Here is a 16,757-nt window from a genome sequence, read left to right as displayed (position 1 = left end):
CTTTTTGCCGAAGGACTACCGATCAGAATTTCGGCGATGTTTCCGATGGCGTGTAGGGCGTCTTTCCATCGCCATAGAACCGCCGGCGCGTGGCTTCAGCGACTCGATTGCAAAGCACGTCACCAAGCGTCACGCGGTCGGTCTTGCATTGCTGTCTCAGTTCCTTCAACCATACCGGATCGGCAGCCAGTTCATCCACGGTGGGCACGCTGGCCTGCTTGGGTGTGTCCGACGGGCCGCAAGCAGTCAACAGCAGAACCAGCAGGAGCCAGAAAGATTTCTTCATAGCTCGATTTCCTCCTGGGGATCAGGTTCGGGCGGCAAAGCGGGCCTAGTGCCTTCGGGCAAGTCGATGGCCTGCACCCGCTCGATGAACCGGGACAGCACTTCCGAAACTTCGCCTTCGCGCCGCAGCAGGTAGGTCGTCAGCATAGGCGAACGTCCGACCAAGGGACGGGCTACCACGCCAGACTCCCGACTTGCCGTGATGTGCGGGCCGCCGGCCAGCCCCAAGGCGAAGCCGGCCGACACTACGATCATCATCAGCTCGAACGAAGCGACGCGCTCAACCACCAGTGGTTCTCTGTCAGAGCGACGTAGCACACGTTCGACCTGCCGCGCGTGACCTTCGCATGTCAATGGATCGCATAACACCAATGGGAATTGCAGAACTTCGTCCAGTGGGATGCGCTTGTGCTTGAGCAGATGGTGCCGGGCGGGAACTGCCACCATCAACGGATCACTCCATACAGCTTCTGCAGCCACGCCTTCACCCACTTCATCCGACTGCGCGAAGCCTACGTCGTACAGATCGTCTTGCAGCCCCTTTATCTGCTGCGATAGCGGCACCTGGAACAGCCGAATATCTACCTCGGGTTCCTCCTGCCGGCACATTGCCAATAAGGCCGGCAGGCGCGACGGCGTGATGCCGTCGGACAATGCAATGCGCAACTGCCCATGGAAGCCATTGGCCGCTGCTTTCACGCTGTCGCGGGCTTGCTGCAAGGCCGTGAAAACGCGAGGCACATGCTCAAGAAAAAGCTTCCCCGCCGGTGTCAGTCGTGTGCTTCGGCTGGTGCGGACGAACAATTTTTCACCGAGGTCATCTTCCAACTCCTTAATGGTGCGCGATAGCGGAGATTGCTCAATGTGCAGTCGCTCGGCAGCGCGGGCGAAGTGGAGTTCTTCCGCCACCGCCAGAAAACAGCGCAAATGACGTAATTCCATAGCTGACCGCCTTGATAATTCATGCACTCGATGATGAATCAACTGTTCATCACGGTTCGCCTTCCGCGATCACCTCATCGATTTTTTCGCGATCATTTCTTGCTGGAAGTTCCCGGTTGACGAGCCAAAGCGCGAGGCCGATCAGTACTCCTCCCGCAGCCTGCATCCAGGAAATTGCCGTGCCCAAGATGAAATACGCAAGGATGACCGTGAAGAGCGGGGCCAGGAACAGAAATCCGCTAGTCCTCGTTGCTCCACCTCTTTTCAGAGCCACGAACCAGAGGCCAAATGAGCCTGTTGACGCGGGGATGGAAAGCCAGAGAAACCAAGCCCATTGCTCTCGCGTCACACCGCTCGGCCATTGTTCGCCATCGAGATAGGCGATGGCCAAGATGGCGATCGCGCCCACCAGCATTTGCCAGAAACTCAAGGCCCAGGATGAGAGCGGCAACGCTGCCCGCTTATTGATGAGCGTCGCGCTTGCCCAGCAAAGCGCAGAGACGATGCCGATGATCTCGCCAGCCAGCGTCATCCCGCCAGAAAACATGGATGGGCTGACACCAATGGCAAGCGCAACACCGACAACGCCAAGAAGCAACCCGACGAGCCTCGCTCGGTGCAGGCTTTCGCCAAGAAAGATGCGACCCAGGACAGCAACCCAGATGGGATTGGTGAAAAGCAGGATGGCCGCGGTCGATGCGGAGATGAACTGCATGGCCCAGAACAGCAGCCCCATGACGGCGGCTGTCTGAAGCAAGCCAATCAGGATCACCAGTGCAACATCACGCAGCCCTGCTTTGGCTGGCAGGAGCGCGGCAACAATATTTCGCTCGCCCGCCAGCACCAGCGGCAAGGTCGCCAAGGCTGCGACAAGGAAGCGCCACCCGACCAGGATCATCGGCGTGAAGCCCTGCTGTAGCAGAATTTTTCCTGCGACGAAGCTGGACCCCATCAAGAAGGTCGATGCGAAAAGCGTGACAAGAAAGCCAGCCTGGCTGGATGCAGGAGCGTGTGAATTTCGTGCCATCAGCGTGTCCCCTGTTGGGAGCTTGTAAATTCCGAGATACGGGAAGCCAATGCTTCCGGCACATCCTCTGGCAGGAAATGCCCAGCCTCATCGAATACTTTGATTTGGGCATTGGGCATCTTTCCGCTCAATCGCTCTGCAAAGTGCAACGGCTGGAATGAGTCGAGCCTGCCCCAGACAAGGAGCGTGGGCACGGCCAACTTCTCGACGTCTTCCATGCGCGAGGAAAGCTCTTCTGTCCTCAACGCCCGGGCTGCACGCAGGTATGCGTGCCTCCCGTCGATGCCATGGAACGGACGCTCATAGGCATCAACCAGTTCAGCGGTAACTCGATCGGTATGGAACATGCCTCGTGAAAAGCCTTTCGCCAGGCCTTTCTTCAGATCGAAATCTGCTGCGCGAAGGATTTCGTCCCAAGCCGGCTCCTTCAAGCGGGCAATCCCTGGCTCTGGAAACGAGTCATAGAGGATGGAGTCGATCAAAACGAGGCGATTCAGAATTTCGGGATGGTTGATGGCCACGAGCTGGGCAATCCCACCTCCGATGTCGTGGCCCACTATGGTCGCGCGCTTCCACCCCAGGGCCGAAAGCGCCTGAAAGATGATTTCGGACTGCGCCTGGATTCCAAGGTCCGCGTCCGAAGGCTTGTCGGAATCGCCATAGCCGAGAAGGTCGATCGCAAGCACTTCATGGCCTGATGCGGCGAGAAGCGGCATGACGTTGCGCCAAAGATGGCGGCTCGTGGGAATGCCGTGAACAAGGGCGATGGCACTCCCGTGGCCCTGGCGCGTGTAGGCGATGCGGTAACCGGCCACGTCAAGAAAGCCATTTTCAAGATTTTCGTTATTCATGGCGCTGCGCCCCATCCGCATGAACCGCAAGGATTTCGCAAACCACTGAATTTCGCGGAGTGGGCACGCCGAGCCGTCGGCCTCTGCTGCTGACGTCGCCGCTGAGCCACTGCACTTCCAGCCGGTTTCCGCGTTCCAGGTCGCGCAGCATGGAAGCGGTCATGTCGGCGGGTAGCTGGTCGCAGAAGCGAAGTCGGTCCAGGGCAAAGTCGGCGGCGAGGTTGACGCCTTCGGCCCGGCCGACGTCCACCACCTCCTGCATGACGCCTTCGAGCAACTTGCGGGAGGCCAAATTACTGCGCACCACGCCTATCGGGCACCGCGTGGACGCGGTGGTCGCCGACAGCCCAACCAGGAAGACGAACTTCTCCCAGATCACTCTGGCGATGTCGTCGCTGATTTCGGCATCAATCCCCGACTGGATGCAGGCCCGATGGAAGCGCTCGATACGCGCGCTGCGATGGCCGCCGTACTCGCCAAAGACCAGCTTCTGCAAGTTGTTGGCATGACCGATGACGCCCGGGGCCTCGATGGTTGCCGCGATGTAGCAGACGCCACCTGCTACCGGCCTTTCTCCGAGCGTGGCTCTCAGCAATTCGTCCTTGATCACCCCGTTCTGGAACGAGATCACCATCGTTTCGGGGCCGATCAGCGGCTTGATCGCTTTGGCGGCCGTCTCGGTATCCCAAAGCTTGACACCGAACAGAACGACATCGACTAGCCCGACGTCCGACGGCGTGTCGGTTGCTCTGGGCGTGGGGACATGCATGTTCCCAAGCGGACTATGCACAGTGAGGCCTTGGGACTTGAAGGCAGCTAGGTGAGCCCCTCTGGCAATGAAGCTGACGTCGTTGCCTCCGAGGGCCAGTTTGGCCCCGAAATAGCCACCTACGCCTCCGGTGCCCATGATCGCGATCTTCATCCACGGCTCCATTGTTGAATATGAATTCAAGAAAATTCTAGCTTTAATAACCATCCATGGCAATGTATGCTTGAGTCTTGTGAGAATTCTTGATTGATGAATCATCAATAAGCCATGGGCCGAATACGAAACTTTGACCGCGATGCGGTGCTTGAGAGCGCGGTGGATGTCTTCTGGGAGCGGGGCTATGACGGGGCAGGCATGCAGGAGATCTGCCGGGTCACCGGGCTCAACCCGGGCAGCGTCTACGCCGCCTTCGGTGACAAGCACGGCCTCTTCATCGAGGCTTTGAAGAGCTACATGACGTCCATGTCGCGAGAGACGATCGCGCGCCTGAACAGCAATCCGTCCGGCCGGGCCGGGATTGCCGACTACTACGCGGCGCTCATCGAGGCGATGCTGGGCGGCAAACGGCGCTGGGGATGCCTTGTGACGAACTCGATCGTCGAGTTCGCCATGAACGATCCGCAGATCAGCGAAGCCTTCCAACTCCACCTGGCCAGGCTAGAAACGGCCTTATCTGGTGCGATCGAGCGGGCAAAGCAAGCGGGAGAACTATCGCGGGACGTCGATGCGGCCGAAGCGGCCGTATTTCTCGTATGCACGACGCAAGGACTCAATGTCCTGGCCAAGACCCGGCCCGACCGGCGCACGCTGGAGGCGATCACGCGGCATGCGTTCGCGGCGGTTGGATTCAAGGCCTGAATAGCCATCGGCCCAAGTCGCAGTAGGTGCGCTGCCGCGAGTTCGGCACACCGAGATCGAGGGATAGGCATGTCCCGGTAGGGCGCTCAATGCGGTGACGGGGAACCCGAATCCCAGCCCACGCGCAATCCTCCCCAGAACGCCTTGCTCATGCTGCCGTCGAAAACATCAAAAACTAATCGCCGCGATCCCTGTTAGTACGATCACCGCTCCGACTATGCGGCGTGCGAGATGACCCTCACGAAAGAGCCTGTACGCGAAGAGAGAGCCGATGATGATGGACGACTCACGCAGAGGGGCGACCAGCGCGAGCGGTGCCGTCAGCATGGCGGTTAGCACGAGGATGTAGGCCAGAGGAGAGAATACGGCCACTATAAAAATAGGCACGGCATCAGCACGGATAACTGTGTGAATGTGATGCCACCGGCGCAGTGCGCTTGGAGTCAGGATCAGGGTTTGCAGAAGCAGTGTGCCAGCGTAGTAGCTCACGGGCGCCAAATGCAGCGACGTGACCGCGTAGCTGTCCCAGACGGTATAGCTTGCGATGGTGGCCCCCGTAGCACCTCCCCAAAACATCCCCTGGAGCGGGCGGCGGCTTCCGCTTCCAAAAGGGTTGCCGGTAACGACGAGGATGCCTGAGACGACGAGGAGCGCGCCGAAAAGCGCGACGAAGGAGAGCCGCTCCCCCAAAAGAAAAATCGCAAACAGCATCGTCAGTACCGGCCCTGTGCCACGGGCGATCGGGTAAACCACCCCGAGTTCGGCACGATCGTAGCCAGCCTGCAAGGTCAGGGAATACGCAATGTGCAATGCCGCCGAAACGGCCGCTCCCACCCCGAGCCGCCAATCGATCGCCCCTTGGTCCTGAACCATAAGAACGAGACCGACCGGGACCCACAGCAGCGTCGAAGCACAGCTATAAGCCCAGACGAACAGTAAAGTGTCTCCCCGCTTGTACTTCGATGCCAGGTTCCACACCGCATGGGCTACCGCTGCGGCGAGAACCATTGCGATGGTGCCGGGCTGCATCAGGAAATGTCGGGAAGATCGATGCCCGCCCGCTCCGCCAAGCGGGTCCGCTCTTGATCGCGCAGCGCCAGGGATGCGACCAACGCATCGATAACGACGAGCTGAGCCAATCGACTGCCCGCAGCGGCCATCTGTGCCGGTAGTGGTACGCCGCCGACGACAAGCGCGACGTCGGCGAGGGTCGCCAGGGGCGTGTCGTACTGATTGGTGACGGCGATCAGCGAGGCGCCAGCCGAGGATGCCGCATCGGCGACGGCTAGCGTTGAAGACGTGCGGCCGGTCGAGCTGACCGCGATGACGACGTCTTCTGCGCCCAGGAGCCGTGCCGCGATCATGGCCGACAAATGATCCGTGATGCCCACGGTCATCACGCCGATCGTACGCAGACGGAAGACCGCATCGGCGGCAACCGTCGAGGAAGGTCCAGCACCGAAGGCAAACACCTGGCGCGCGCGCTGGATCAAGCCGACGGCTTTATCAAGCGCAGAGAGTTCGATGGCCCCACTGAGCGCGGTCAGTGCATCGGTACCAGCACGAATGGATGTTTCGAGCACTGAGGCTGACGTCGCATCCTCGGCGAGTGCTTCAGGAGGCGCGAAGAACCGGGCTGTGCCGCGAGCACGCGCGATCTCGATCTTCAGCTCGGTAAACCCGCTGAACCCGAGCGCACGCGCAGCGCGGATCACTGTCGGCGGAGAAACGCCGGCACGGGCGGCAACCTCGGCGGTCGTGCTTGCTCCAAAAAACAAAGGATCGGTGAGCAGGAGATCGACAACTTTCGCCTCGCTTGCGGCTAGGTCGCCGCTTCGGGCTTGAATGCTGCCGATCCATTGCCGCAACCGGTGCTCGCTCTCTGAAACGCTATTACCAAATTCATTTTTCATGTGTAATATATTACATTCGCCACGTGGAGGGCACAACCACCACGTGGGCAGATGCTGTTAAAGGAGTCCGCTTTCATGAATCCCGAAATCAACCCTGGCGTCGCTGTCGTCGGTCCCGGTGCCATTGGCACCACGATCGCAGCGGCGCTACACGAGGTCGGCCGCACGCCGTTGCTGTGTGGACGTAGCCCCCGCGATCACCTGACCCTGCAAGATGGCGACCGCTTTATCACCGTACCTGGCCCGGTTCGGACGAATCCGACACAAATCGCTCGCACGGCTGATCTTGTCTTTTTGGCAGTCAAGGCAACACAAATCGAGGCGGCAGCAGCATGGCTCGCGGTGTTGGTCGGGCCGGAAACAGTGGTGTGCGTTTTGCAGAACGGGATCGAACAGTTGGATAGAGTTCGCCCATACTCGCCACACGGGCAAATCGTTCCTGCCGTCGTGTGGTTCCCTGCGCAGGCGCAATCCGACGGCTCGGTCCGAGGGTGTGCAGAATTTTGTGTAAACGGACAATCCAACGCCGACGCAAGTCGGCCTGTCCGTAAGCACCATGAGTACCAAGAAACACGACGTACCCGAAGAACTGCTGTCTGGCCTGCTGGCCAGCTACAAGAAGCCCGAAGACCTGATTGGCGAGAACGGACTGCTCAAGCAGTTGACCAAGCTGCTGGTCGAGCGAGCTTTGGACGCTGAGCTGACTGAGCACCTGGGCCATGAACGCAACGAGGCAGTGGCCAACCCCAGCGGGAACACCCGCAACGGCAAGAGCAAGAAGACCCTCAAGGGCGATTTCGGCGAGTTGCCCATTGAGGTGCCCCGCGACCGCCATGGCAGCTTCGAGCCCCAGCTCATCCCCAAGCACCAGACCCGCTGGGCCGGCTTCGACGACAAAATCATCTCGCTGTACGCCCGTGGCATGACGGTGCGCGAGATACAGGCCCACCTCGAAGAGATGTACGGCACCGAGGTCTCACCCAGCCTGATTTCCTCGGTGACAGATGCCGTGGCCGACGAGGTCAAGGCCTGGCAGGCCAGACCGCTGGAGCCGATTTACCCCATCGTCTACCTGGACTGCATCCATGTGAAGGTGCGCGAGGGCGCGGTGCGGGTCAAGGCGGTGTACCTGGCCATCGGCATCACCATGACGGGCGACAAGGAGGTGCTGGGCCTGTGGCTGGCCCAGACCGAGGGCGCCAAGTTCTGGCTGCAGGTGGTCACCGAGTTGCGCAACCGGGGCGTGCAGGACATCTTCATCGCCTGTGTCGATGGGCTCAAGGGCTTCCCTGACGCCATTGAGGCCGTCTTTCCCAAGGCGGTGGTGCAACTATGCATCGTTCACATGGTGCGCCACAGCCTGAACTACGTCTCATGGAAGCGCCGCAAAGAGGTGGCTGCCGACCTGCGCCGCATCTACACGGCCACCACCGCCGAAGAGGCCGAGCTGATGCTCGGTGAATTCGAGGCCCGCTGGGATGCCGAGTACCTGCCCATCGGCCAGTCCTGGCGCAGGAACTGGAGCCGCTTGACCCCGTTCTTTGACTACCCGCCGGAAATCCGCAAGGTCATCTACACCACCAATGCCATCGAGTCGGTAAACATGAGCCTACGCAAGCTGACCAAGAACCGGGGCTCGTTCCCCAGCGACGAGGCGCTGACCAAGCTGTTCTACCTGGCGCTGCGCAACATCAGCCAGAAGTGGACCATGCCCATCCGGGATTGGAAGGCCGCGCTGACCCGATTTACCATTCAGTTCGGAGACCGCATCTCCGTCAATTGAAGTCCGAACCGTTTACACAAAAATTCGGACACGCCCCTCGGTCCGCTTGCGTGGCGAAGCGCGCCTCAGCCTGCCAGACACGTCAGCTTCCCGCGTAGTGGCCGCAGCGCTGCAAGGCACACGGTGCGCCGTAGATTTGGCCGCGAACTTCAGCTCGCTGGCTTGGCGCAAGCTGATGCAAAACGCGGTGGCTGGCCTCATGGCACTCACGCACCGTCGTTCAGGCATGTTCGGTCGCGCTGATATCGCCAGACTTACGCTGGCTTATTTGCAGGAATGCCTGACCGTGGCACGTGCCGAGGGCGCTGAACTCGGCGACGAAGTGCCGCAAGAGATCCTCGGCAAGTTCCGGGCGGCGCCCACAGACATGAGCACCTCCATCCTCACGGATCGAGAAGCTGGCCGACCGCTCGAATGGGATATCCGCAACGGCGTCATTGCGCGTCGCGGCCAGGTTCACGGCATTCCGACCCCGATCAGCGACATCCTGGTGCCACTTCTTGCGGCTGCGAGCGACGGCCCAGGTTGACCCTAGAGTCGATGATCGCGCTGTTATTTCTCTTCTTTCTCGCCCTCGGTGCTGGCGTGCTCAGCGGCGTCGTCGGCACCGGCTCGTCGCTCATCATGCTGCCCGTCCTCGTCACGCTGTACGGGCCACGGATCGCTGTACCTGTTATGGCGATTGCGTCCTTGTTCGGCAACATCGGGCGGGTGATTGCCTGGTGGCACGAGATCCGTTGGCGGCCGGTGTTCGCCTATTCGTTGGCGGGAGTTCCTGCGGCTGTGCTCGGGGCGCATACGCTGCTGACGATTTCTCCTGCCACTGTGGACGTGGTTCTGGCAGCTTTCTTCCTTGCGATGATCCCGCTGCGTCGCCTCATCAGACGATCGAACCTCCATCTGAACCTCTGGCACATGAGTTTTGCCGGGGCAATTGTCGGGTTCCTGACCGGATTCGTGCTGTCCACCGGGCCGCTCAGCGTGCCGGTATTCACCGGGTACGGAATGAGTGGCGGTGCATTTCTGGGATCGGAGGCGGCAAGCGCTATCCTGCTCTATGCCGGCAAGCTTGGTACGTTTGGTGCGTCAGGCGTACTTACGCGGCCCGTCATCGCACGTGGACTTGCCATCGGCATCGCATTGCTCGTCGGTTCAATGATTGCGAAACGTCTCGTCCAGCGACTCCAGACGCATACATTCGAGCTTCTCATCGATGCGGTTCTCGTCGCTGGGGCGGCAGGAATGATCCTCTCCCTCAACGGATGAGCGGAAGCGGAAAAGGTGTAATCGCTCGCTTAAATTCACGCCGTTTCAACCAACAGTTGGCCCACGTTGCCGCCCGATCTCCCACGACACGCCACCGCTGCGTACTGTTGCGGCAAGCTGCTGCCCTAGCCGCTGCTCAATCACCGGCCGCCACGGCACCAGGCTGAAACTCTTGCCCTCATCGAGCATCGCATAGCGCCCGCTCGCCAGCATGACCGAGCGCCGGTAGATGCCAGCCACGCGCTGCCCGTCCGCCGACGGGCGATGCTCCAGGCCGGTTTCGGTGGCAATGTCCTTGGCGGCTTGTGCCAGTTCCCGATTGCGCAGCGTGCCCAGCAGGTTCCGGGCGAGGATCACACGCTGCCCGCGCCGCTCGGCCAGCCCCTGTTCGGCCAGAAAGTCTGCGCGCTGTTGCAGGGTGTTCTTGACCTCGCCACCAAATCCCAGGTCGCCCAGCCCTCGGCTGCCGCCGATCAATTGCTGGTCAAGCCAGGTCGCACCGATGACGCGGGCCTGCCGCTCGATGGGCAGGTGCGATTTCAGCTCCACCGCCACGCCACCCAGGCGCTGCGCGTCGTACTGGCGGCCACGCTCGGCCAGGTCGTCCGGCACCTTCCATAGCCCTTCGGCCACGCGCTCGACGATGCCGGCCCGGCGCAGGGCTTCCAGCCGCCGGACGTGGGCTGCGACGACTTCCTGCGGGTCGCGTCCGGGCTTGGCCCGGCCCTGTTCGATGGCCAGGTGATGATCGGCGCGGTACAGGCCATCGCTCGCCAGCGCGGCAATGTTCTTGTCGGCGGCGCGCACGTCGGCTGAACCCTTCACTTCCACCACCGCACCCGTGGGGTAGTTCGCCAGCTCGTCGCGGGCATTGAGCCCGACATAGTGGGCCTTGCCGTCCACGCCGTCGATGACCAGATAGCCCCGGTCGCGCAACTCGTCGGCCAGGCCCTTCGCAGCCACGCGGCCGAGGATGCTGCGGCCACTTCCATCGTCATTCTGGCCCGGCTCGAACACCGCCAGCTCGCGCGGCTCGCCGCGCATGGCGCGCTGCATGGTGCGGATGATGTCGCCGCGCTCGCCCAAGGCGCGCAAGGTCTTCTCGGCGTCCGTATGGACGGCCCAGGTGCCGGGCTGGGTCTCGTCGGCAAGGCCCAGGCGCTGCAAGCGTTGCAGACGGCCGATCAGCAGCAGGCGCTGGCGTTGCAGTCGGGGCTCGTTGAAGCGTTCGATCTGCATCCGGCCATCCTCGCCGGCCTCACGTTGCAGCGTGCGGTCGAGGCTCGTCCACCGCTCCTGTTCCACCTCGCGCCCCAAGATCTGCTGGATCTCCAGTTCGGTGCGCGGCCCCAGCCATTCCGTCGCCAACTCGGCGGCCCGATGGCGGAAGCCGTGGGCGATGTAGTCGCCGGCGATGATGAGGTCTTTGCCGGCGTCGTCGCGCCCGCGCACGATCAGGTGGGTGTGCGGGTTGTCGGTGTTCCAGTGATCGACCGCCACCCAATCCAGGCGCGTGCCCAGGTCGGCTTCCATCCGGTTCACCAGATGCCGGGTATAGGTGCGCAGATCGTCCAGCTCGGCGCCGTCCTCCGGGGAGACGATGAAGCGGAAATGGTGCCGGTTGTCGGCAGCTCGCTCCTTGAAGGCATCCAGGTCGGCTTCGTCGGTCTGCGGCCCATAGGCCCGGCCCGGTTCGCCATCGCGCCCGGCGCCGTCGCGCTCGATGTAGCGCAGATGCTTGGCGAGCGATTGCGGGCTGGCGTTGCGTTGATTGACGAGCAGGGTCTTGATCGTCACGCGCCGCGACATGGGCGTCAGCTTCCCCCCGGCGAAGCGCGCTGCCGTGTGGCCGCGCCCTAGGCGCGAGCCCGGACGCTGGCCGGCGCGTGCGGCGTTGCCACCGGCTGAGGAATGGCGCATCGAGGGCTTGCCGCCGCTGGCCTTGCTAGCCTGCTTGAGCACCTTGGAAAAGAAGCTCTGGCCCTGGCCTTGGCCCCGGTTCTTCGGGGCGCTGGGGCGCGCGCGGAAATCGTCATCGCGGCGGTCGCTCATGGCTGCGCTCCCTGCAAGCTCTGCTGTATCCGGTCGTGCGAAGCACGCGGACACGCCTGCATTGGCGCGACCTTCGCGCCCCACGCGGCACGGGGGCCCATCCGCTCCGTGCCGCGCCACCCCCATGTGCAGACAGGCTTTCGACGCGGCCCGGTGCCGCGTCCTTTTGTCTTGCCTTCCGCCTTTGCCCTTCGCTGTCGCTCCGGGCGTCGGCGGCCCGGCGGCGCTGCGCTGCTTGCAACCCGCCCGCCGGCGAACGCGCCAATGGCTGCAGGCCGGGCGCGTTCGAGGCAAGACGCCTGCACGTTGGACGGCTGCGCCGGATGTTGCGCGAGGCGCGGCGCGGATGCGCCCGCGCTGCACGCGCGACGACACGGCGGCAGCCACCGGAACGACATGCCCGATGGCACGATGAGATGCACGGCAACGTGCAGCGAATCGGCGGCCATCATGGGCGTGTTTCCAGCCAGACCGGATACGCGACGCCGATCACGGCGGATGCGCTGACCGGCCCGAAATAGCGGCTGTCGAACGACGCTGGATTGGTCACGCTCAACAGGAACAGCTCGCCCGATTCGAGGCGGCGGCAAAGCTGCAAGGATGGCAGCGGCCGGCCCAGCCGGTCGGCAGGCAGCGCGGCGGCCGCAGGCACGCCGTCGATGCGTACCTGCCCGGCGACGATGCAAACGTGTTGCGGCGCGACCGCGCCCACACGTTTGAGCAGCGGAACGCGGGTCGGCAGGTAGCCGCGCTGCGCAGCCAGCATGGCGGCCCTGTCGGGCAGCGGCACCAGCACGATGCTGTCCACGGACAACGGACGTGGCAGCGAGGCGGTGCGCGGGTCGAACGGTTCGATGCGATACCAGCCGACCGCCACGCTGTCGGACGGGTTGTAGGTCAGACGCGGCAGCGGCGACACGAAAGCCGCCCAGGCCAGCGCAGCGAGGCCGACGGCGGCGAAGCCCGCCAGCACGATGCGAACGCGCAGGCGCGAGCGAGGTTGCGGCGCGACTTCGTGCGTGCATGGGGTGTTGGATTGGGTCGTCATGGCAGCGCCTTTCCGGCCAGCCAGGCGGCGTGCCGCTCGGCGGTGTATTCGGGCAGCGCCAGGCGGGCCGCCAGACGGTTGCCCAGCGTGCGCCAGTACGCTGGCGACACGTCGATGGCGGCGATGCCTTGCCCTTCGATGCCGTCGATGCGTTCCAGCACGGCACGCACCGCGTTTTCGCCTTCGGCGTGCAGCAGCAGGCGTGCGCCGGGCCGCACGCCGGGGATGCGCTGCATGTCGTCCAGCGGCGTGGCGGCTTGCATCACCATGAGCTGCCAGCGCACGGTGCCGTAGTCGTTGGCCTGCCAGCGGATGCGGCAGAACACGGCGCCCGGCAGGAACACCGCACAGCGCCGCCAGCGGTCGAGCCGCAGCGTGCGTGCCGGTTCGCCGAAGCGCAGATAGAGCTTGAATTGCGGCTCGATGTAGGCGAGCGATACGCGAGTCAGCGGCACGTTGCCGGGTTGGCCGGCGAGTGTTGGAAGCGAATGCAACGGCGCAGCCGTGGTCGCGTTCGCGGCGGTCGCGAGGGATGCGTTCATGGCGTGTTCTCCATGCGGTTCTCGGGGAACTCCCGTTCCAGCAGGCCGCGCAGCAGTTCGGCCACGGTCACGCCCTGGCCGAAGGCGGCGATCTTGATGCGCGCGCGCAGCGCGGGCGTCACGTCGAGTGTCAGGCGAGCCGTGTAAAGGTCGCCCTTGTTGAGCGCATCGGCATCGCCCAGGCGAATCCACGCCTCAGCGTGCGGATTCGCGGGCGGACGTGCGCCGATGCCGACGCGCTTGCTGCGCGGGCTGCTCATGTCGGCCACCGCAGCAGTTCATCGGTGAGCACGGCGATCTCGCGTGCGGCGGCGCTGTCGGGCGCGGTTTCGCGGGCGAGCCGGCCAGCGGCCACGCTGTCGGCGAAGACAATGCGCTGGCGCACTTCGCTGCGCAGCGCCGGCAGCGGCTGTTCGGCCAGCGATTGCCGTGCTTCTCTGCCGATGATGGTGGTACTGACGCGCCGATTGATGACGAAGGCCGCGCGCAGCGCAGGCCGGAACACCTGTGCCTCGCGGATCAGCGCCACCATCTCGGCGCTGGCCCACAGGTCATACGGGCTGGGCTGCACGGGAATCAGCACGCGCTCGGCCGCCAGCAGCGCGGAACGCGCCAGGGCGGCGATACGCGGCGGGCCGTCGATGATGATGTGATCGGCGCGGCGGGCCAGCTCCGGTGCTTCCTGATGCAGCGTTTCGCGGGCGAGGCCCACGGTGCTGAACAGCCGTGGCAAGCTCTGCTGGCTTCTGCGCTGCGTCCAGTCCAGCGATGAACCCTGCGGGTCGGCATCCAGCAGGATGACGTGCTGGCCGCGCATCGCCAACTCGCCGGCGATGTGCGTGGCGAGCGTGGTCTTGCCGACGCCGCCTTTCTGGTTGAGCAAGGCAACGATCATGGCGCGGCCCTCCAAGCTGGAAAGCCGGGCTGCGGTTCGCCTGCAAAACCTGCTTTTTGCTGGCTGGAATCGCCTGCCGTTTGTGGCCGCGTGGCGGTTGTCCACCGCAGCGGCGCTTCTCTACTAAAAGTTAGAGATTTAAAAGTTAGGTAGTTAGAGGGCGTGAAAACCCAATGCTGGCGCGGGTTTGCGGCCGATTGGCACGCCTGATAGCACGATAGTGCCACGCCTGATAGCACGATACCCCGCACGCCTGATAGCACGACATCATTCACAGCTTGTCCCGGAGTTATCCCCGTGCCGTGGGCGGCACGGGCCGGAAGGTCAGCAGTTCCGTTCCGTCGTCCGGCATCCGCTCGATGCCCAGGACGTAGCCGGGCAGCGATTGCCGCGCGACGAGCGCGCGCAGGTCGCAGGCGAAGTCGTAGGGCTTGGCGGTGCTGCCGGATTTCTGATGCAGGTAGCGGAAGTCGAACTGCCAGCCGTATTCCTGCTTGCCGCCGTGCTTGCGCACCAGGCGGTACAGCCAGCGTTCGATGCCGCCCGTGAGCCTGAAATAGGCCGGGTCGATGGTCAGCACCAGGGCGGCGTCGAGCACGCCCGCATAGAACCAATCCGGCAGGATCAGCTCGATGCCCAGCGGCGTGCCGCGGGCATCGGCCAGCTCCTTCCATTCGTTGATCCACGAGAAGCGGTGCAGGCGCCGCCCCGTCGTCTCGCGGATGGACGTGGCCACCGTGGTCGATTGCAGCCGGTCGAGCGCGGCCTTGAGGCGCTGGTAGTCGCGCAGCGACTTGCCGCGCCCGATGAAGCGCAGGATCTCGTAGGGCGTGGCGTGCATCAGCCGCGACGGCCGCAGACCCGCGTCCTTCGCCTCCACGATCTGCGAGGCCGCCCAGATCAGCACGTCCGCATCCCAGATCGTGGCGATGCCGTGCTCCTGAGTGCCTTCCACGCGGATCGTCACGTTGCCCGCGCGAAAGTCGATCGGCGCCGTGCGCCGCGACTTCGCCAGCGAGAAGAACGGATAGGCCATCAAGTCCTGGCTGTCGCGCGGCGCCATGTCGCCAGGCAAGGCGCGGAACAGGTCGAGCTGTTCGCGCTCCTGCACCGGCCGCTGCCGCATTGGTAGCGCGGGACTGGACATGACGGCGGCCTGCCGCGCGCCGCCGATCAGCGGCGATCACGGTAGTCACCCGCATGGCGCTCGGCGTACTCCGGGTCGGACGTGGCATCGAAACTGCGCGCATCGGCCCAGGCGTCGAGGTCGGCCACCGCATACATGACGCGCCGGCCGAACTTGCGGAACTTCGGCCCGCCGCCAATCACGCGCTGTTTCTCCAGCGTGCGCGGGCTGAGGCGCAGATACTCGGCGGCCTCGTCGTTGGTCAGGTAGCGTTGGGGCTGCGCGGGGGCAGCGACGGCAGCGGCGGCAGGCCGCAAGGGAGCGGGTCGCATGAGATGAACCTCCATCGGTCGGCAAAGCCCGGCCACACAGCGCGACCGGATGGAGTCAGTCTCAAGAAAGCGAGGCTTCCTGCTAAGGGACGACTTGCAGGGGGCGCGAAACGTCCCCCCTAATGCGGTGCAACTGGCGGAAGCTGCGCCAGGCTGCGATAGCCGCCGCGCATCAGCGCCTCGCCACGACGCACCAATCGCCGCACACGGGCACGCAAGGCGCTGTCTTTGTGCCAGTCGGCCGCGACGGCATCGGCGCCGAACAGCCCTTCGGCGACCTCGCGCAAGGACGCGCCCGCCAGGGTCGCGTCGAGCGCCTGGAGCGTATGCAGCTCCAGCAGCGCGGCGGGTGTGGGCCGGGAACGGGCCGTTGCCACAGGCGCGGCCACGGTCGCGGCGGACAGCGCATCCAGCTCGGCCGCGAGCGTGCGATAGCGCGCGCAGGGCGTGGCGCAGGCGCGGGTGGCGTAGAGGTAGGCCATGCCGTCTTCCAGGCCCGGCGCCAGCGCGAGCCGCATGCAGCAGCCGGGCCAGCGCGACACCAGCACCAGGCGCTTGCCGTCATGGATCAGGTGCTTGCGGCCGGGGACACGCCAGAATTCGAAGGCGTAGGCTTCGGGCGGTGGGTCGGCATCGGGATAAATCTGCACCACGGCATCATGGTCAGGGAACCAGGCCGGATGCGCGTCGCGCGCATCCAGGGCCGGGTCTTCCAGCAGGCGCAGGCCCCAGGCGTGCGCCGCGTCCGGCCGGCGGCGACGGCGCAGCCAGTCGCGCCGGTAGTCGGGGTTGCGGCGCAGATATTCCCAGGCCAGCGCGGGGCCATCGAGGTGCAGCGTGTAGAGATACGCGGCGGTCGGATACCAGTGTTCAACGCTCGGGTCGGCCATGACGATGCCTCCTGACGGTCAGCAGGAACGTCGCCACGGTTTTCGTGGTGCGGGGAGCTATCGTTTCAACATCAAAGCGTCATCATGGTCGGGTAAGGTGTTGCTGCTGGCGTCAAGACTGATTGGCTCCGGTGCATTGCGAAAATCGTCTGAATGCGACGGCTGCACCGCCAGGAAT

Annotated in this window: 21 protein-coding genes; 6 read left to right on the top strand and 15 right to left on the bottom strand. The window is 64.0% G+C overall.

Going from position 1 to position 16,757, the window contains the following annotated elements:
- Positions 1 to 22: 22 nt before the first annotated feature.
- From LE197_RS10355 to LE197_RS10335, 5 genes are read right to left on the bottom strand one after another with little or no spacing between them, the layout of a single operon-like run.
- Positions 23 to 286: a hypothetical protein gene (locus LE197_RS10355; RefSeq protein ID WP_034008095.1), complete on the bottom strand. Its 264-nt coding sequence runs from the start codon at positions 284 to 286 to the stop codon at positions 23 to 25.
- Positions 283 to 1,227 carry a LysR family transcriptional regulator gene (locus tag LE197_RS10350; protein ID WP_034008094.1) on the bottom strand — a complete coding sequence of 315 codons (945 nt, stop codon included), beginning with the start codon at positions 1,225 to 1,227 and terminating at the stop codon, positions 283 to 285. Before LE197_RS10350 ends, LE197_RS10355 begins: the two co-directional genes overlap by 4 nt.
- A gap of 49 nt (positions 1,228 to 1,276) precedes the next feature.
- Positions 1,277 to 2,254: a DMT family transporter gene (locus LE197_RS10345; protein ID WP_034008092.1), complete on the bottom strand. Its 978-nt coding sequence runs from the start codon at positions 2,252 to 2,254 to the stop codon at positions 1,277 to 1,279.
- On the bottom strand, positions 2,254 to 3,105 hold the full coding sequence (locus LE197_RS10340; protein ID WP_034008089.1) for an alpha/beta fold hydrolase: 852 nt from the start codon (positions 3,103 to 3,105) through the stop codon (positions 2,254 to 2,256). Before LE197_RS10340 ends, LE197_RS10345 begins: the two co-directional genes overlap by 1 nt.
- Entirely contained in the window at positions 3,098 to 4,027 is a 930-nt protein-coding gene (locus tag LE197_RS10335) for a ketopantoate reductase family protein (RefSeq protein ID WP_034008088.1), read from the bottom strand. The genes LE197_RS10340 and LE197_RS10335 overlap by 8 nt, the downstream gene beginning before the upstream one ends.
- 114 nt (positions 4,028 to 4,141) lie before the next feature.
- Between LE197_RS10335 and LE197_RS10330 the strand changes: the two genes are divergently transcribed.
- Positions 4,142 to 4,732 carry a TetR/AcrR family transcriptional regulator gene (locus LE197_RS10330; RefSeq protein ID WP_034008086.1) on the top strand — a complete coding sequence of 197 codons (591 nt, stop codon included), beginning with the start codon at positions 4,142 to 4,144 and terminating at the stop codon, positions 4,730 to 4,732.
- 168 nt (positions 4,733 to 4,900) lie between these two features.
- On the opposite strand, the gene LE197_RS10325 is transcribed toward LE197_RS10330, so the two are convergent.
- Positions 4,901 to 5,761 carry a DMT family transporter gene (locus LE197_RS10325; protein ID WP_034008085.1) on the bottom strand — a complete coding sequence of 287 codons (861 nt, stop codon included), beginning with the start codon at positions 5,759 to 5,761 and terminating at the stop codon, positions 4,901 to 4,903.
- Positions 5,761 to 6,645 (bottom strand): MurR/RpiR family transcriptional regulator, encoded by an 885-nt coding sequence (locus tag LE197_RS10320; protein WP_034008084.1) that lies wholly within the window; start codon positions 6,643 to 6,645, stop codon positions 5,761 to 5,763. The genes LE197_RS10325 and LE197_RS10320 overlap by 1 nt, the downstream gene beginning before the upstream one ends.
- A 51-nt stretch (positions 6,646 to 6,696) precedes the next feature.
- Between LE197_RS10320 and LE197_RS10315 the strand changes: the two genes are divergently transcribed.
- From LE197_RS10315 to LE197_RS10300, 4 genes are all read left to right on the top strand, one after another.
- Positions 6,697 to 7,344: a 2-dehydropantoate 2-reductase N-terminal domain-containing protein gene (locus LE197_RS10315; RefSeq protein ID WP_318841025.1), complete on the top strand. Its 648-nt coding sequence runs from the start codon at positions 6,697 to 6,699 to the stop codon at positions 7,342 to 7,344.
- Positions 7,235 to 8,428, top strand: a complete 1,194-nt coding sequence (locus tag LE197_RS10310) for an IS256 family transposase (protein ID WP_226034103.1) — start codon at positions 7,235 to 7,237, stop codon at positions 8,426 to 8,428. Before LE197_RS10315 ends, LE197_RS10310 begins: the two co-directional genes overlap by 110 nt.
- Before the next feature lie 136 nt (positions 8,429 to 8,564).
- On the top strand, positions 8,565 to 8,957 hold the full coding sequence (locus LE197_RS10305) for a ketopantoate reductase C-terminal domain-containing protein (protein WP_226034008.1): 393 nt from the start codon (positions 8,565 to 8,567) through the stop codon (positions 8,955 to 8,957).
- An 11-nt stretch (positions 8,958 to 8,968) separates the two neighbouring features.
- On the top strand, positions 8,969 to 9,694 hold the full coding sequence (locus LE197_RS10300; RefSeq protein ID WP_034008081.1) for a sulfite exporter TauE/SafE family protein: 726 nt from the start codon (positions 8,969 to 8,971) through the stop codon (positions 9,692 to 9,694).
- Between the two features lie 45 nt (positions 9,695 to 9,739).
- On the opposite strand, the gene LE197_RS10295 is transcribed toward LE197_RS10300, so the two are convergent.
- The 5 genes from LE197_RS10295 to parA form a co-directional block, all read right to left on the bottom strand.
- A complete protein-coding gene (locus tag LE197_RS10295; RefSeq protein ID WP_034008079.1) occupies positions 9,740 to 11,746 on the bottom strand; it encodes a relaxase/mobilization nuclease and DUF3363 domain-containing protein in 2,007 nt (668 codons plus the stop codon).
- A 448-nt stretch (positions 11,747 to 12,194) separates the two neighbouring features.
- Positions 12,195 to 12,794 carry a S26 family signal peptidase gene (locus LE197_RS10290; RefSeq protein WP_023112221.1) on the bottom strand — a complete coding sequence of 200 codons (600 nt, stop codon included), beginning with the start codon at positions 12,792 to 12,794 and terminating at the stop codon, positions 12,195 to 12,197.
- Positions 12,791 to 13,336 carry a DUF2840 domain-containing protein gene (locus tag LE197_RS10285; protein WP_226034007.1) on the bottom strand — a complete coding sequence of 182 codons (546 nt, stop codon included), beginning with the start codon at positions 13,334 to 13,336 and terminating at the stop codon, positions 12,791 to 12,793. Before LE197_RS10285 ends, LE197_RS10290 begins: the two co-directional genes overlap by 4 nt.
- Complete coding sequence (locus LE197_RS10280) at positions 13,333 to 13,596, bottom strand: chromosome partitioning protein ParB (RefSeq protein ID WP_226034006.1); 264 nt, start codon at positions 13,594 to 13,596, stop codon at positions 13,333 to 13,335. Before LE197_RS10280 ends, LE197_RS10285 begins: the two co-directional genes overlap by 4 nt.
- On the bottom strand, positions 13,593 to 14,231 hold the full coding sequence (gene parA / locus LE197_RS10275; RefSeq protein ID WP_226034005.1) for a ParA family partition ATPase: 639 nt from the start codon (positions 14,229 to 14,231) through the stop codon (positions 13,593 to 13,595). Before parA ends, LE197_RS10280 begins: the two co-directional genes overlap by 4 nt.
- On the opposite strand from parA, the gene LE197_RS36810 reads away from it, so the two are divergent.
- The gene (locus LE197_RS36810; RefSeq protein WP_255411431.1) at positions 14,230 to 14,358 is read left to right on the top strand and encodes a hypothetical protein; all 129 of its coding nucleotides are present in this window, start codon (positions 14,230 to 14,232) and stop codon (positions 14,356 to 14,358) included. The two genes, parA and LE197_RS36810, sit on opposite strands and share 2 nt — an antisense overlap.
- A 162-nt stretch (positions 14,359 to 14,520) precedes the next feature.
- Here LE197_RS36810 and LE197_RS10270 read toward each other — a convergent pair whose 3' ends face one another.
- The 3 genes from LE197_RS10270 to LE197_RS10260 form a co-directional block, all read right to left on the bottom strand.
- The gene (locus LE197_RS10270; protein ID WP_226034004.1) at positions 14,521 to 15,378 is read right to left on the bottom strand and encodes a replication initiator protein A; all 858 of its coding nucleotides are present in this window, start codon (positions 15,376 to 15,378) and stop codon (positions 14,521 to 14,523) included.
- Between the two features lie 26 nt (positions 15,379 to 15,404).
- Entirely contained in the window at positions 15,405 to 15,689 is a 285-nt protein-coding gene (locus LE197_RS10265) for a helix-turn-helix transcriptional regulator (RefSeq protein WP_084304870.1), read from the bottom strand.
- Between the two features lie 119 nt (positions 15,690 to 15,808).
- Entirely contained in the window at positions 15,809 to 16,579 is a 771-nt protein-coding gene (locus LE197_RS10260; protein ID WP_226034003.1) for a DUF2285 domain-containing protein, read from the bottom strand.
- Between the last annotated feature and the right edge of the window lie 178 nt (positions 16,580 to 16,757).

This window comes from Pseudomonas sp. PS1(2021), from assembly GCF_020405165.1.
In the GTDB taxonomy this organism is placed as follows: domain Bacteria; phylum Pseudomonadota; class Gammaproteobacteria; order Pseudomonadales; family Pseudomonadaceae; genus Pseudomonas; species Pseudomonas aeruginosa.
Note: the sequence above shows the minus strand (reverse complement) of the source record. Positions and strands in the feature narration are given on the sequence as shown.

Coding starts and splice junctions, on each gene's coding strand:
- LE197_RS10350 (WP_034008094.1), bottom strand. CDS start 1,227: ATGGAATTACGTCATTTGCGCTGTTTTCTGGCGGTGGCGGAAGAACTC.
- LE197_RS10330 (WP_034008086.1), top strand. CDS start 4,142: ATGGGCCGAATACGAAACTTTGACCGCGATGCGGTGCTTGAGAGCGCG.
- LE197_RS10315 (WP_318841025.1), top strand. CDS start 6,697: ATGCTGTTAAAGGAGTCCGCTTTCATGAATCCCGAAATCAACCCTGGC.
- LE197_RS10320 (WP_034008084.1), bottom strand. CDS start 6,645: ATGAAAAATGAATTTGGTAATAGCGTTTCAGAGAGCGAGCACCGGTTG.
- LE197_RS10345 (WP_034008092.1), bottom strand. CDS start 2,254: ATGGCACGAAATTCACACGCTCCTGCATCCAGCCAGGCTGGCTTTCTT.
- LE197_RS10290 (WP_023112221.1), bottom strand. CDS start 12,794: ATGACGACCCAATCCAACACCCCATGCACGCACGAAGTCGCGCCGCAA.
- LE197_RS10340 (WP_034008089.1), bottom strand. CDS start 3,105: ATGAATAACGAAAATCTTGAAAATGGCTTTCTTGACGTGGCCGGTTAC.
- LE197_RS10300 (WP_034008081.1), top strand. CDS start 8,969: ATGATCGCGCTGTTATTTCTCTTCTTTCTCGCCCTCGGTGCTGGCGTG.
- LE197_RS10325 (WP_034008085.1), bottom strand. CDS start 5,761: ATGCAGCCCGGCACCATCGCAATGGTTCTCGCCGCAGCGGTAGCCCAT.
- LE197_RS36810 (WP_255411431.1), top strand. CDS start 14,230: ATGGCGCGGCCCTCCAAGCTGGAAAGCCGGGCTGCGGTTCGCCTGCAA.
- LE197_RS10285 (WP_226034007.1), bottom strand. CDS start 13,336: ATGAACGCATCCCTCGCGACCGCCGCGAACGCGACCACGGCTGCGCCG.
- LE197_RS10270 (WP_226034004.1), bottom strand. CDS start 15,378: ATGTCCAGTCCCGCGCTACCAATGCGGCAGCGGCCGGTGCAGGAGCGC.
- parA (WP_226034005.1), bottom strand. CDS start 14,231: ATGATCGTTGCCTTGCTCAACCAGAAAGGCGGCGTCGGCAAGACCACG.
- LE197_RS10265 (WP_084304870.1), bottom strand. CDS start 15,689: ATGCGACCCGCTCCCTTGCGGCCTGCCGCCGCTGCCGTCGCTGCCCCC.
- LE197_RS10335 (WP_034008088.1), bottom strand. CDS start 4,027: ATGAAGATCGCGATCATGGGCACCGGAGGCGTAGGTGGCTATTTCGGG.
- LE197_RS10280 (WP_226034006.1), bottom strand. CDS start 13,596: ATGAGCAGCCCGCGCAGCAAGCGCGTCGGCATCGGCGCACGTCCGCCC.
- LE197_RS10295 (WP_034008079.1), bottom strand. CDS start 11,746: ATGAGCGACCGCCGCGATGACGATTTCCGCGCGCGCCCCAGCGCCCCG.
- LE197_RS10355 (WP_034008095.1), bottom strand. CDS start 286: ATGAAGAAATCTTTCTGGCTCCTGCTGGTTCTGCTGTTGACTGCTTGC.
- LE197_RS10260 (WP_226034003.1), bottom strand. CDS start 16,579: ATGGCCGACCCGAGCGTTGAACACTGGTATCCGACCGCCGCGTATCTC.